The following is a 12,918-nucleotide window of genomic DNA, read 5'->3' on the forward strand; positions in this document are numbered from 1 at the left end:
CCACCGCCCCCGAACCCGACCGACCGCGGACCCCTGCCGCCCTGCCGATGCCCAGCGCAGACTTCCACCGCCCCTTCGGCGCCGAGCGCAGACTTCTACCGCTCCGGGCGTGGGAGGCAGCCGTGAGCGCCAGCGGGGTTGTGGGGCGGCTGCGGCTGGGGCTTGCGGGGTGGCGCTGGGGCGGCAGGATGTGGGCATGCCCGCGATTCCCGAGTCCACCAAGATTTCTCTGGCGCAGCGGTTACGGGAGCACGTCGAGAAGAACTGGTCGCAGCTCGCCGCGGTGCACGTGCGCTACCGCGGTGAGTTCGCCTACGTCACCGCGGAACGCACCGACGGCGATCAGGTGCCGTTGATGCGACTGCGATATGCCGGACCCGACCTCCGTTGGGGCATCGCCGTCCACGTGGCCGGCACGAACACCTATGCCAACCAGCTCTTCTTCAGCGACAGCACCGAAGATGCCTTCGACTCGGTGTGCGGCCTCCACATCAGCCGTTCCTAACTCGAACGGTCCCGGGTCGCGGCGCACGCCGGTCGATGACCGGGCACGTCCTCGAACATGATCCCGTCCTCGTTGCGGCCCATCGTCGCAAGCAGACGGCGGCGAGCAGCAGGCAGATCCGTGCCCGCGACGCCGTGTGCCTCGATGGCGGCCAGCAGCTTGCCCACCGGGACCTGCGGGGGCGGGGAGCTCTCGCGCAGCCAATGGGCCAGCACAACGGCCTCGTCTCCGCTCAACCTGACGAGCAGGCCGGGTCCGCCGGGCCCCGGCTCCCCGGCGATCATGCGAGCCTGGGCTGCCGCCAGCCGACCGCGGTAGTCCGGCGCGAAGATCAGCGGGGACGCGGTGTGGAACGGACCGTCGATCGCGTAGAGCGCCGGCCAGACCGCCTCGTCACTCAGTGGCTCCTTCGACTGCTGCAGCTCGTAGATCCAGTCGGACAGCACAAAGGCCTCGTCGTCGGTGAGGTGGATCGTCAACGGAGGCACCGTGCGAACGTACGCTCCGGGGTTTTGTCGTATCGATCTGGCACCATGCCTCGCCATGGACCATCAACGGCGATTCCATCAGGCGGCGATCGAGCGTGGCATCCCGGAGACCGCGATCGGCGCGTTCGCCGAGTTCCTGCGCTTCGGGGTCTGGACCAGTGCCCGCCCCGGCGGCGTGCCCGTCGGACGTAGCGGCGGCCTGCCCCGGCTACCGGCCGGGACGGCATGGCCGGCCTCCGAGTTCGGACCGCTACCGTTCATCGTCGCGGTCGACTGCGCCGCGCTGCCACGGGTCGACGGCCTCGCTTTGCCGGTGCAGGGTTCGCTGCTCTTCTTCCTGCATCACGAGCATGCGTACGAAGCGTGCTCGACCACCGAGGAGCAGGAACATGCGCGGGTGATCTACGTGCCGGCCGGTGTCGACACCGAGGTGGCGGCGGAACCCGACCACGAGGACGAGATGTTCTGCGACCCGGAGCTGGCGTTCGTCCGCCCCGAGCACGAGCTGTTCGCCACGGTCGTCGCGGAGCTGCCCAGCCGGCTGGAGGGTCTGCGCCCCGACCTGCGGCAGGTCACGGAGCTCCGGGCGCTGGCCGAGGAGCTGTGGCCGAAAATGAACAGCGCCGACGTCTACCTGGGCGGGTATACGGCCGACATCGGCGCGCTCGCCACCGACCACCTCTACGACACGCCGGAGACCCGGATGGCCGAGAAGACCCGGCAGGGCCGGAGCCTGGAGGAGGAGACCCTGCGGGTGATGCGCGAGTGGGTGCCGCTGGCCCAGTTCGACCCGGACGACGTCCACATCGGCCGGTTCCTGATCCGCCACGAGGACCTGGCCGCGTCGCGCTTCGACAGGGCGCTGTCGTTCACCGCCTTCACCGAGTGAGCCGGTGCGCGCTAGGGAAAATGGTTCGCATGAGCCTGCGCTGACCGCGCTCGTCCAACGAGCGCGCGTGCTGACTGCGCTCGCCACATCGGCCGTAGTTGCCGTGGGAGCCGGCGTTCGCGAGGTGAATCGGTGTTCGCTGAATGAGCTGGCGTTGCCGGTGGGTCGTCGCGATGGCGGCGGTCTGCTGTGCCAGCATCGCCTCGTGCGCAACGAGCAACGCCTGCCGACCCGGACACCCGAATCCCGAGCCTTCGCCGAGCGCGTTCAGCTCGCGATGTCGCTGAGCGCGCGTCTCAACCTGCTGCCGTTCGACGACCTGTCCGCGCGCCGGGAACTGCTCACCGAGATCTTCGGTGGCCCGATCCCGGATTCCCTGTCGATCCTGCCGCCGTTCTACTGCGACTACGGCCTCGGCGCCTCGTTCGGCGAGCGCGTGTTCATCAACCAGGGCTGTTACTTCCTGGACTTCGGCGGCATCACCATCGGCGACCGCGTGCTGATCGGGCCGCGGGTCACCCTGAGCACGGCCGGCCACCCGGTCGAGCCCGCCGAGCGGTTCGCCTTCCTCACCCACACGCCGATCGTCATCGAGGACGACGTGTGGATCGGCGCCGCCGCCACCGTCACCCCGGGTGTCACGATCGGCCGGGGCTCGGTGGTCGGCGCGGGCGCGGTGATCGCCAAGGACGTGCCACCGATGAGCGTGGTGACCGCAACCAGCCACGTCGAGCGCAAACGGCTCGGCCCGGAGCCCACGGCACCCTGAACTCGCCGGCGGCGCGGCATCCCGAGACTGCCGGCAGAGCGAGATCCTGAGTCCGTCGGCAGCGCGGCATCCTCAGCTTGCCGGTGGAGCAGTGCCCCGGAGACCGCCTGGTAGCAGCGCGGCCGGCAGCTGCGATGAAGTTCGGCGTGAGCGTCGGTCCGTCTGCAGTAGGTGTCACTCCCTGGCACCTACTGCTGCGAACCTTCATCTCAGGCCGGCTCCTCGCCGGCGGCGCGCTGCGTCTGAGAACGATCAGCAAAGGACTTCACCGTGGCCATCTCTGCCACCACCCACCTGAACTTCCGCGGCGACGCTCGCGCGGCGCTGGAGTTCTACCAGTCCGTCTTCGGCGGCCGGCTCACCGCCGTCGCCTACGCCGACTTCGGCATGCCGAAGGACCTTCCGGACGCCGCCAACGTCGTCTTCGGCCAAGTCACCGCGGAGAACGGCTTCAGCGTCATGGCCTACGACGTGCCCAGCCAGGCCCCCGCCGCCGCGCCGGTCGCGGCCACGACCCGGGAACACGGGATGACGCTGACCGGCGAACGGTTCTTCGTCTCCGTCCGCGGCGAGACCGCCGAGGAGGTCGGTGCGCTGTGGGACAAGCTCGCCGACGGCGCCGAGATCATCGAGAAGTACGGCCCGTCCCCGTGGGCGCCCGGCTTCGGCATGCTGACCGACCGCTTCGGCGTCACCTGGGTCCTCGACGTGGCCGCCTACGCCGGCTGATCCCTCCCGCACCGATCCGTCAAAGGAACAGCCATGCGCATGCGGCTCGGCGTCGACCACATCGACCTCTACCAGGTCCACCACCCCGAACCCGGCACCGACAACGAGGAGACCCTCGCCGCCCTGACCGACCTCATGCGGGCCGGCAAGGTCCGCGCGATCGGCCACTCCAGCTTGCCGGCCGCCGAGATCGTGGAGGCCCAGTGGGTCTCCGAACGACGCGGGCTGGCCCGGTTCCGCACCGAACAACCGACGTACTCGATCCTGAACCGGGGCATCGAACGCGACGTCCTGCCGGTCTGCGAACGCTACGGGATGGGCGTGCTGACCTGGAGTCCGCTCGCGTCGGGCCTGCTCACCGGCCGCTTCCGCGCAGGCGGCGAGCAGCCCTCGGCCGGCCGGATGCACTGGGTGCCGAAACACATGACCGATTCGCGCAACCACGACGCCGTCGAACAGCTCGCCCCGATCGCCGCCGAGGCCGGCCTGTCGCTCACCCACCTGGCGCTGGCGTTTGTCGTCAGCCATCCCGCGGTCACCTCGGCGATCATCGGCCCCCGCACGATGGCTCACCTCGACGACCTGCTCGCCGGCGCGGGCGCCACCCTCGACGACGACACTCTCGACCGGATCGACAGGGTCGTCCCGCCGGGCGTGAATGCCGGCACCCTCGACATCGCCTACACGCCACCGGCACTTCAGCACGCCGGGCAGCGCCGTCGTCGCGCCGAGGACCGCGCCGCCGCCTGAACAGCCGGGTATCGCGGGCGTATCGGAAACCGCATACGCCACCGCAACGGCGCTTCGCGTTGAGTAGCGGCATGAAACACAAGGTGCGCACGAGCGTGCTTCTCGGCCTGGCGATCGTGGGGCTTGGCGGCGCGCTGTTCGCCGTACGCCGGATGCTGTTGATGTCGGTCTCGAGTTGCGCGGCCGGGAAGTGGCACGGCTGCCTGGACACCGAGAACGGTGTGGTCCTGATGACGCTGGTCGGGCTGCCGGTGGCCGTGCTGGTTGCGGCGATTCTGGTGGGTGTCCGTCGCGCTGCCGGCGAGAGAGCCGTGGCGTGGCGGCTGTCGCTGGCCGAGGTGGGTCTGGTCTACGGGACGGTGCCGCTCGTCTGGCTGACCATGATGCCGGGGCCCGGGGCCGGTGTGGTGCCCGGCCGGGTGAGCCTGGTGCCGCTGCGGGATCTGATCGGGATGGGGGCGCTCGGGATCGCCGGGAATCTGGTGATTTTCGCGGCGGTGGGGTTCTTCGCGCCGGTCCGATTCGCGAGGTTGGCGGCGGTGCCGCGAATCCTGGCGCTCGGGGCGGGCTGTTCGGTCCTTGTCGAAACCGCACAGTACGTCCTGCAGCTGGATCGGGTGTCGTCGGTGGACGACGTGCTGGTCAACGCGGCCGGCGCGGTCCTCGCCGGGCTGGCATCACGTCGTTGGTGGCGCACCAAGCCCGACCCCGCCGATCCAGCGCCCACGTCTGTGCCCGCCCCCGAGCCCACGTCTGGGTCCGCCTCCGGGCCCGTTATGCGCGGATAGGCTCCGGGGATGCGGGTATTGATCGTGGAGGACGAGCCGCTGCTGGCCGAGGCCGTCCGGGACGGTCTGCGGCTGGCGGCGATCGCCGCGGACATCGCCGGTGACGGTGACACCGCCCTGGAACTTTTGCGGGTCAATTCCTACGACCTCGCCGTGCTCGACCGGGACATCCCCGGACCGTCCGGTGACGAGGTCGCCCGGCGCATCGTCGCGTCCGGCAGCGGCATCCCGATCCTGATGCTGACCGCCGCCGACCGGATCGACGACAAAGCCACCGGGTTCGGGCTCGGCGCCGACGACTACCTGACCAAGCCGTTCGACCTTCGCGAACTCGTCCTGCGGCTGCGGGCCCTGGACCGCCGGCGGGCGCATGCCCGGCCACCGGTCCACGAGATCGCGGGCCTGCGTCTCGACCCGTTCCGGCGGGAGGTGTTCCGCGACGGCCGTTACGTCGCGCTCACCCGCAAACAGTTCGCCGTCCTGGAGGTCCTGGTCGCGGCCGGTGGCGGAGTGGTCAGCGCGGAGACGCTGCTGGAACGCGCCTGGGACGAGAACGCCGACCCGCTCACCAACGCGGTGCGCATCACGGTCTCCGCACTGCGCAAACGGCTCGGCGAACCCTGGATCATCGCCACCGTGGCCGGGGTCGGTTATCGCATCGACACCGGCGCCGCGGATGTCTAGCAGCGCCCGGCTGCGGCTCGCACTAAGTTATGCCGGATTCATCATGCTGGCCGGACTTCTGCTGCTCGCCGCGGTGTGGGTGTTCCTGCTCCGCTACGTCCCGGACCGCGGCCTCATCGACCCCGGTGTCACCGGCAGTCTCGTCACCGGAGTCTTCCCGACCCGGTCGAACCTGCTGCACGTCTTCGCGCCGCGGGCGGCCGCGGTGCTGGCCTTCCTGCTGGTGTTCGGCCTGGTGGGCGGCTGGTTCCTGGCCGGCCGGATGCTCGCGCCGCTGGCCCGGATCACCGCGGCGGCCCGGATGGCCGGTACCGGGTCACTGTCCCACCGGATCCGGCTGACCGGCCGCCAGGACGAGTTCCGCGAACTCTCCGACGCGTTCGACACGATGCTCGACAAGGTGGAGTCGCACGTCGCGGAGCAGCAGCGGTTCGCCGCGAACGCCTCGCACGAGTTGCGCACCCCGCTGGCGATCTCCCGCACCCTGCTCGACGTCGCTCGTAACGACCCGGCGCGCGGTCACGACGACCTGGTCGAACGCCTGCACGCCGTCAACACCCGGGCGATCGACCTGACCGAGGCGCTGCTGCTGCTCAGCTACGGCGACCGCGGCACGTTCACCCGCGAGCCCGTCGACCTCTCGCTGCTCGCCGAGGAGGCCGCCGAGACGCTGCTGCCCCTCGCCGAGCAGCGCCGGATCACCCTCGAGGTCACCGGTGGCCCGGCCGTCACCGTCGGCTCCGGTGCGCTGCTGCAGCGAATGACGGCTAACCTCGTCCAGAACGCCATCGTCCACAACCTCCCGGCCGGCGGCACCGTCACGATCCACACCGAAGCTGCCGGCGGCACCAGCGTCCTGCGTGTCGAGAACACCGGCCGCCACCTTCCACCGGACCTGCTGCCGACCCTGACCGAACCGTTCCAGCGCGGAGCAGAACGCGTCCGCACCGACGAGCACGCCGGCGTCGGTCTCGGCCTGGCCATCGTGCACAGCATCGTCCGCGCGCACGCCGGCCGGCTCGAGGTCCGGCCGCGCCCCGCGGGCGGCTTGTTAATCACGGTTCACCTTTCCGGTACGACCTGAGCACTCACCCGAGGACCACCCGCCCGGCCCATCCGTCCAGCAGCGGCAGCTCGGCGGCGGTCGGGATGCGCCGCCCGGTGAGCAGCAGCAGGGCGTCGGTGTCGGAGAGCCGCGCGGGGAACCGGCGCCCGGCGATCTGCTCGAGTGCGGCCCGCGCCGCCGCGAGCGTCTCGTCCGGCGGCGGCCCGGCGTCCGGAAGATCGAGGTGGTGCAGCGTCGCCTCCAGGGTGTACGCGGTCAGGTAGTCCGCCACGGTCAGCACCTGGCCGCGGGTGCCGACCGTGGCCCGCGGATCGGCGAGCGCCGCGGCCCGGCCGGCCGCCGCACCCACGTCGTCGAAGTGGAACGCCAGCAGGCCGGGGTCCTGGTACGCGGCGGCCAGCCGGGGAATCAGCGCGTCGAGCGGATCCGTGCCGTCCGGCGGCTCGGGGAGGAGCTGCCAGTAGGTCGCCGCGGTCACGGTCGGCGCGGCGGGCACCGGAGTGGCCAGTGTGATCAGCACGTCCTGCGCGTCGAGGACCAGGTGACAGATCAGATCCCGCACGAGCCACCCGGTACACCCGGAGGCCCGCCCGAAGTCGTCGTGGGGGACCGCCGCGACGGCAGCCCGCAGCGCCGACCACGCCCGTGCGAACAGCTCCATCACCTCTTCCTATCGCATCGGCGAACCGCGCGGCGCGCACCGGCCCGCGCGGCGCGCACCGGCCCGCGCGGCGCGCTCCGGTGGACCGTGCGGCGCGCACCGGCGGACCGAGCACCGGCGGACCGTGCGGGGCGCACCGGCCCGCGCGGCTCGGTCAGCCGGTGCTCAAGGCCTCGCTCGGGGGCAGGCGGCCTGCTCGCAGCGCCGGATACAGACCCGCCGCCGCTCCGATCACGATCGATGAGCCCACGCCCGCCGCGATCCCCGTCGTGGGCAGGACCAGCGGCCAGCCCTGCGCGCCCGCATAGACCACCGTCGCCGCCACGCCCAGGGCCGCACCGGCCAGGCCGCCCAGAGCCGACAGCGCGACCGCCTCGGTCAGGAACTGCAGCAGGATCTGCCGGCGGCGAGCGCCCAGCGCGCGGCGCAGACCGATCTCCGCCCGGCGCTCCAGCACCGAGATGATCATCGTGTTGGCCACACCGACGCCGCCGACCAGCAAAGACACCGCGCCCAGTCCGATCAGCAGGCTGCCGAAGGTGTTCTTCGCGGCCAGTTGTGCGGTGAGGGCGTCCGACGGGCGGCTGACGTTGACCGCCGACGGGTCCTGCGGATTGGCCGTCCGGGCGAGCACGTCGCGCACCGCGCCCACCGCCTCGGTGACCGCCCGCGTATAGATCTTGGTGGGGTGCCCGTCGAAGCCGAGCCGGCTGGTGGCGACGTCCCAGCCGACGAGCGCCGCCGTATTGATCTCCGGGGTGAGGTCGAGCGGCGCCAGGATGCCGAGCACGGTGAACCACTGGCCGGCGATGAAGACCTGGCGGCCCGGCTCGTCGACGCCGAGCAACCGGGCCGCGGTCGCGCCCAGCACCACGGCCGGGTACCGCCCGGTCGCCGGGCTGAGCCAGGCGCCGGCCGACAGCTTGCCGCCGAGGGTCGGCAGCAGGTCGAGGCGGCCCGCGAGCACCTCGATGCCCTTGGTCTCCCGCGGATCGATCTTGTCGGTGCGCCGGACCGTCGCACCGGCCACGCTGCCGGTGGCGCTGGCCGACAGCACCGGTCCGATCCGCCCGACCATGTCGACGGCGGCGTCCGGCAGCGGAGTGTTCTTGCCGAACAGGTTCTGGCCCGGCGTGACGGTGAGCAGGTTCGTGCCCAGGCTGGCAATCCTGTTGAGCAGCCGGGCCTGGCTGGCGGCGCCGATGCCGAGCACCGCGACCATGGCGGCGATGCCGATCGCGATGCCCAGCGCGGACAGCACGGCCCGCATCGGCCGGCCACGCAACCCGAGCAGTCCGACCCCGATCAGGTCAGCGGCGCGCAGCCGGGCGGAACGCGGCAGCGGGGGAGTGTTCATGCCGAGCCCGCCGCAGAGATCTCGCCGTCCAGAATCTCCACCTGCCGGTCGAAGGAGCGGGCGATCCCCGCATCGTGGGTGATCACCGCGATCGTGGTGCCGTCCCGGTGCAGTTCGTGCAGCAGCTGCACGACGGTCTCGCCGGAGCGCGAGTCGAGCGCGCCGGTCGGCTCGTCGGCGAGCACGATCGCCGGCCGGGCCACCAGCGCCCGGGCGATCGCGACGCGCTGCCGTTCCCCGCCGGACAGCTCCGCCGGGCGGTGGTCGCGGCGGTGTCCGAGACCGACCCGGTCCAGGGCGGCGGCCGCCTCGCGCAGCCGCGCCCGCCGGGGCAGGCCGTGGTAGAACAACCCGTTCGCGACGTTCTGCACGGCCGTCAGGTGCGCGGTGAGGTAGCACTGCTGGAAGACGAAGCCGATCCAGCTCGCCCGCACGGCGGACAGTTGCCGGTCGTCGAGGGCGGCGACGTCGTGGCCGAGGATCCGTACCGTGCCGCGGGTGGGCCGGTCCAGGGTGCCCATCAGCTGCAGCATCGTCGACTTGCCGGAGCCGGAGGGCCCGACGATCGCGGTGAGCTCGTCCGGGACGATCCGCAGCGAGACGTCACGCAGCGCGCAGACGCCACCCGGGTACTCCTTGGTGACCCGGTCCAGGTCGATCACCGGTGGGGAACTGGTCATGCCGCGGGCACCGTCACCTTCGTACCGTCGGAAAGTCCTTCGCCCTTGATCTCGACCTGGCCGTTGGCGAATGCGCCGAGCGTGACCCCGACGATGCGCTGAGCGCCGCCGTCGGCGACGACCTGAACCCCGAAACCACCTTCGGCCAGGGCGAGCAGCGCACCGACCGGCACCGCGAGGACCTTTTTGTGTACGGCGCCGCGCAGACCCACGGTGACCGGGGCGCCGTCCAGCGCGCCGGTCGTCGCCGGGTCGTCGAGCGCGACGGTGACCGGCAGCGTCGGCGGATCGTCCGGGCTGTCCTTGTCCGGCGCCTGGGCCGTGGTGCCGACCACGGTGATCCGTCCACGGGCGGTGCTCCCGTCCGGCAGGCCGACGGTGACCTTCGCGCCCTTGACGGCCAGCCCGGACTTGGTGGCCGGCAGGTCGACAGCCACCTGCTTGCGGGTGCCGGTCGCGGTCAGTACGTCGCCGGACGCCGGTGCGCCGAGCCGGGCCTTGACCTCGGCGACCCGGATCGCGCCGGGCAGCACCACGACGTCACCGGTCGCGACCCGGCCGGTGCGCGGTACGTGGCGGGCCTTCTGCCATTTGCGGACGGCCGCGGCGGTCGCGTCGGTGAAGTCGTCGTCGACGGTCAGCCCGTCGCCGTAACCGAGCTTGTCGAGGTTCTGTTCGAGGATGCGCACGTCGGGCCCGTCCGGTACGCCGCGGTGCAGCTCGCGCCAGAACGGCAGCCGGCCGTAGAACAGCGGGACCGGCTGGTTCGCGGCGTCGTAGACGTGCTGGCCACGGGTGATCGTGTCGCCCGGCTGCGGCAGCCACGTGACGATCGCGGTTGTTGCCGAGCTGACCGTCGTGGTGCCGGCGTAGCCGAGCACGCCGTCGACCTGCTCGGTCTGCACCAGGTCGGTGCGGGTCACCGTGGCGGTCGGCGCCGGGGTGACCGCGCCGTCCGGGTCGTCGTGCGCCCGGCCGGTGACGAAGAGGATCCCGGCGGCGGAGCCGGCCACCAGCGTCGCCGCGACCGCGGTCCCGAGCGTGGTGCGGGCCTTCACCGGCTGCCGTCCATCGGGACCTTCTGCGTGCACTTCTGGAACGCGGCCATGAACTGCGGCGTCTGCTGCGGCAGGGACATCGGCTTGCCGGGCACCGGGTCGGGCCAGTCGACGCCCTCGTCCCGCATGCACGCGGCGAACTTGCGCCGGTTCTCCTGCTGCGCCGGGTCGTCCGGGTCGGCCCCGGTGCTACCGCCGGCCCCGCTGCCGTACTGCTGGCACTTCTTCAGCGCCGCGTCCAGGGCCGCCCCGCCGTCCGGCAGGGTCACCTGGCCGGTGCCCGGCTCCGGGTCCTTGACGTCGACGCCGTTGTCCCGCAGGCACGCGGCGAACTTCGCCGGGTCGTCGGTGGCCGCCGCGCTCGCCGTGGGTGTCGCGCCGGTGCCGCCGCCGGCGCTGGCCACGCCGTCGTCCGACTGTCCACCGCCGCACCCGGCCAGCATCCCGAGGCTCAACGTCAGCCCGAGCGTCGCCGTTCCGATCCATCTGCGCATGGTCACTCCCTGTGTCGCCGATGACCGGCGAGCGCCGGTCATGACCGGAATTTCTACGCAGCGGGGCGTTTCACGGCCGTTTCATCGATACGGACGGTGCGTTGTTATGCCGGTGAAACGCGGCCGGGGCTACCGTCGTCGCCATGCGCGTGCTGGTGGTGGAGGACGAACAGACCCTGGCCAGATACCTTGCCCAGGGTCTGCGGGAGCGGGCCATGTCGGTCGACGTGGCCCACGACGGCGACACCGCCCTGGACAAGCTGATCACCGACTGTTACGACGTGGTGGTGCTCGACCGGGACCTGCCCGGGGTGCACGGTGACGAGGTGTGCCGCCGGATCATCGCGGACGGCGGGCGCGCCCGGGTGCTGATGCTGACCGCGATGGCCGACGTCGGCGACCGGGTCATCGGGCTGCGGCTGGGCGCCGACGACTACCTCGGCAAACCGTTCGACTTCGAGGAGCTCGTCGCGCGGCTGGAGGCGCTGGGCCGCCGCTCGCAGCCGGCCCGGCCGCCGGTGCTGCGCCACGACGACATCTCCCTGGACCCGGCGCAGCGTCAGGTCTCCCGGGCGGGTCGGCTCGTACCGTTGTCGAACAAGGAATTCGGGGTCCTGGCAGCGCTGTTGGCCGCCGGCGGCGCCGTGGTCAGCACCGAGGAGCTGTTGCGTACGGTCTGGGACGAGCACGCCGACCCGTTCACCAACGCGGTGCGGATGACGATGCACCGGCTGCGTGCCAAGCTCGGCGAGCCGTCGGTGATCGACACCCTGCCCGGGGTCGGCTACCGGCCGACGGCGCCGGCATGCTGACCCGGCTCACCCTGCGCTGGCGGCTCACCCTGGCGCACACCGGCGTGTTCCTGGTCGTCGGCGCGCTGGTCGTCACGATGGTGTACCTGCAGAACCGCATCGTGATCACCCGGGTCGGCGACGTGCCGGCCACCGCCGCCGGCCCGGTGCTGGGCGGCCGGACCGAACCCGGCGCGGTCGACCTGCTCGACGCGATCTCGCTGCAGCGCGACGACGCGATCGGCACCATCCTGCTCCAGTGGATCACCGCGCTGGTGATCATGACGGTGCTGGTCGGGCTGCTGGCCTGGTGGGTGACCGGCCGGGTGCTGAACCGGGTGCACGCGATCACCTCGCAGGCCCGCCGGATCTCCACCGACAACCTGCACGAGCGGATCGCGATGGCCGGACCTGACGACGAGCTCCGGGAACTCGCCGACACCCTCGACGAGCTGCTCACCCGGCTGGACGGTGCGTTCAGCGCGCAGGCGAGGTTCATCGCCAACGCGTCGCACGAGCTGCGCACGCCCCTGGCGGTGGCCCGCACCACGCTGCAGGTCGGGCTGGCCACCAGCGACCCGGAGCGGGTCCAGGTGGTCCGGGAGGATCTGCTGCGCAACAACGAGCGCTGCATCGCGCTGATCAACGGTCTGCTGACTCTGGCCCGCGGCGAGCAGGGTGGTCACCGCCCCGCTCCGGTGGCCCTCGATGAGGTGGTGGACGAGGCGATCGGTGAAGCGGTGGCCGGGGCGGCGCCGAAGGTGCTCGTCGACCGGCTCGAGCCCTGCGTGGTCGCCGGTGACCAGGTGCTGCTCGCCCAGCTGGTGCGCAACCTGCTGGACAACGCGGTCCGCTACAACGTGCCCGGCGGCGAGGTTCTCGTCCGGCTGACCGGAAACGGACACCTGACGATCACCAACACCGGCCCGGTGGTCGGCCCGGAGGACGCCGAGCGGCTGTTCGAGCCGTTCTACCGCGGCGCGGGCCGGACCGGGGAGGGCGCCGGGCTGGGCCTGTCGATCGTGCGGGCCATCGCCGCCTCGCACGGCGGCCGCGCGACCGCCCGGCCCCTGAGCGGCGGCGGCCTCGCCGTCGAGGTCCACCTGCCCGCGCGGGTCGCCGTGAGCTGAGGTGCTCCGGCGCCTGGTCGTGCCGGTCCGTGAGCTGAGGTGCTCCGGCGCCTGGTCGTGCCGGTCCGTGAGCTGAGGT

General features: G+C 71.9%; 16 protein-coding genes. 10 read left to right on the forward strand and 6 right to left on the reverse strand.

Annotated features, from left to right (window positions below; all coding sequences use genetic code 11):
* Window positions 1–196 precede the first annotated feature (196 nt).
* Window positions 197–505 (forward strand): PH domain-containing protein, encoded by a 309-nt coding sequence (locus Apa02nite_RS42380; RefSeq protein WP_203830128.1) that lies wholly within the window; start codon window positions 197–199, stop codon window positions 503–505.
* Here the strand turns inward: Apa02nite_RS42380 and Apa02nite_RS42385 are convergent.
* A complete protein-coding gene (locus Apa02nite_RS42385; RefSeq protein ID WP_203830129.1) occupies window positions 502–993 on the reverse strand; it encodes a hypothetical protein in 492 nt (163 codons plus the stop codon). The two genes, Apa02nite_RS42380 and Apa02nite_RS42385, sit on opposite strands and share 4 nt — an antisense overlap.
* Before the next feature lie 55 nt (window positions 994–1,048).
* Between Apa02nite_RS42385 and Apa02nite_RS42390 the strand changes: the two genes are divergently transcribed.
* The 7 genes from Apa02nite_RS42390 (at window position 1,049) to Apa02nite_RS42420 (ending at window position 6,686) form a co-directional block, all read left to right on the forward strand.
* Window positions 1,049–1,882: a YwqG family protein gene (locus Apa02nite_RS42390; RefSeq protein ID WP_203830130.1), complete on the forward strand. Its 834-nt coding sequence runs from the start codon at window positions 1,049–1,051 to the stop codon at window positions 1,880–1,882.
* 205 nt (window positions 1,883–2,087) lie between these two features.
* A complete protein-coding gene (locus Apa02nite_RS42395; protein WP_239164946.1) occupies window positions 2,088–2,651 on the forward strand; it encodes a sugar O-acetyltransferase in 564 nt (187 codons plus the stop codon).
* 270 nt (window positions 2,652–2,921) lie between these two features.
* Complete coding sequence (locus tag Apa02nite_RS42400; RefSeq protein ID WP_203830131.1) at window positions 2,922–3,380, forward strand: VOC family protein; 459 nt, start codon at window positions 2,922–2,924, stop codon at window positions 3,378–3,380.
* Between the two features lie 33 nt (window positions 3,381–3,413).
* Complete coding sequence (locus Apa02nite_RS42405; protein ID WP_203830132.1) at window positions 3,414–4,130, forward strand: aldo/keto reductase; 717 nt, start codon at window positions 3,414–3,416, stop codon at window positions 4,128–4,130.
* Window positions 4,131–4,201: 71 nt separating this feature from the next.
* Window positions 4,202–4,918 (forward strand): VanZ family protein, encoded by a 717-nt coding sequence (locus tag Apa02nite_RS42410; RefSeq protein WP_203830133.1) that lies wholly within the window; start codon window positions 4,202–4,204, stop codon window positions 4,916–4,918.
* A 9-nt stretch (window positions 4,919–4,927) separates the two neighbouring features.
* Window positions 4,928–5,602 carry a response regulator transcription factor gene (locus Apa02nite_RS42415; protein ID WP_203830134.1) on the forward strand — a complete coding sequence of 225 codons (675 nt, stop codon included), beginning with the start codon at window positions 4,928–4,930 and terminating at the stop codon, window positions 5,600–5,602.
* Window positions 5,595–6,686 (forward strand): sensor histidine kinase, encoded by a 1,092-nt coding sequence (locus Apa02nite_RS42420; protein ID WP_203830135.1) that lies wholly within the window; start codon window positions 5,595–5,597, stop codon window positions 6,684–6,686. The genes Apa02nite_RS42415 and Apa02nite_RS42420 overlap by 8 nt, the downstream gene beginning before the upstream one ends.
* Before the next feature lie 4 nt (window positions 6,687–6,690).
* On the opposite strand, the gene Apa02nite_RS42425 is transcribed toward Apa02nite_RS42420, so the two are convergent.
* The 5 genes from Apa02nite_RS42425 to Apa02nite_RS42445 form a co-directional block, all read right to left on the reverse strand.
* Window positions 6,691–7,329, reverse strand: coding sequence for a maleylpyruvate isomerase N-terminal domain-containing protein (locus Apa02nite_RS42425; RefSeq protein WP_203830136.1), 639 nt, complete (start codon window positions 7,327–7,329; stop codon window positions 6,691–6,693).
* A gap of 154 nt (window positions 7,330–7,483) precedes the next feature.
* Window positions 7,484–8,686, reverse strand: a complete 1,203-nt coding sequence (locus tag Apa02nite_RS42430; RefSeq protein WP_203830137.1) for an ABC transporter permease — start codon at window positions 8,684–8,686, stop codon at window positions 7,484–7,486.
* The gene (locus Apa02nite_RS42435; RefSeq protein WP_203830138.1) at window positions 8,683–9,366 is read right to left on the reverse strand and encodes an ABC transporter ATP-binding protein; all 684 of its coding nucleotides are present in this window, start codon (window positions 9,364–9,366) and stop codon (window positions 8,683–8,685) included. Before Apa02nite_RS42435 ends, Apa02nite_RS42430 begins: the two co-directional genes overlap by 4 nt.
* Window positions 9,363–10,424, reverse strand: a complete 1,062-nt coding sequence (locus tag Apa02nite_RS42440; protein ID WP_203830139.1) for a peptidoglycan-binding domain-containing protein — start codon at window positions 10,422–10,424, stop codon at window positions 9,363–9,365. Before Apa02nite_RS42440 ends, Apa02nite_RS42435 begins: the two co-directional genes overlap by 4 nt.
* Window positions 10,421–10,918, reverse strand: a complete 498-nt coding sequence (locus Apa02nite_RS42445) for a hypothetical protein (RefSeq protein WP_203830140.1) — start codon at window positions 10,916–10,918, stop codon at window positions 10,421–10,423. Before Apa02nite_RS42445 ends, Apa02nite_RS42440 begins: the two co-directional genes overlap by 4 nt.
* Window positions 10,919–11,061: 143 nt before the next feature.
* Here Apa02nite_RS42445 and Apa02nite_RS42450 point away from each other — a divergent pair, with 143 nt between their 5' ends.
* Window positions 11,062–11,730, forward strand: coding sequence for a response regulator transcription factor (locus tag Apa02nite_RS42450; RefSeq protein WP_203830141.1), 669 nt, complete (start codon window positions 11,062–11,064; stop codon window positions 11,728–11,730).
* A complete protein-coding gene (locus Apa02nite_RS42455) occupies window positions 11,724–12,839 on the forward strand; it encodes a sensor histidine kinase (protein ID WP_203830142.1) in 1,116 nt (371 codons plus the stop codon). The genes Apa02nite_RS42450 and Apa02nite_RS42455 overlap by 7 nt, the downstream gene beginning before the upstream one ends.
* The last annotated feature ends 79 nt before the right edge of the window (window positions 12,840–12,918 follow it).

This window comes from Actinoplanes palleronii (genome assembly GCF_016862315.1).
Taxonomy (GTDB): Bacteria; Actinomycetota; Actinomycetes; order Mycobacteriales; family Micromonosporaceae; genus Actinoplanes; species Actinoplanes palleronii.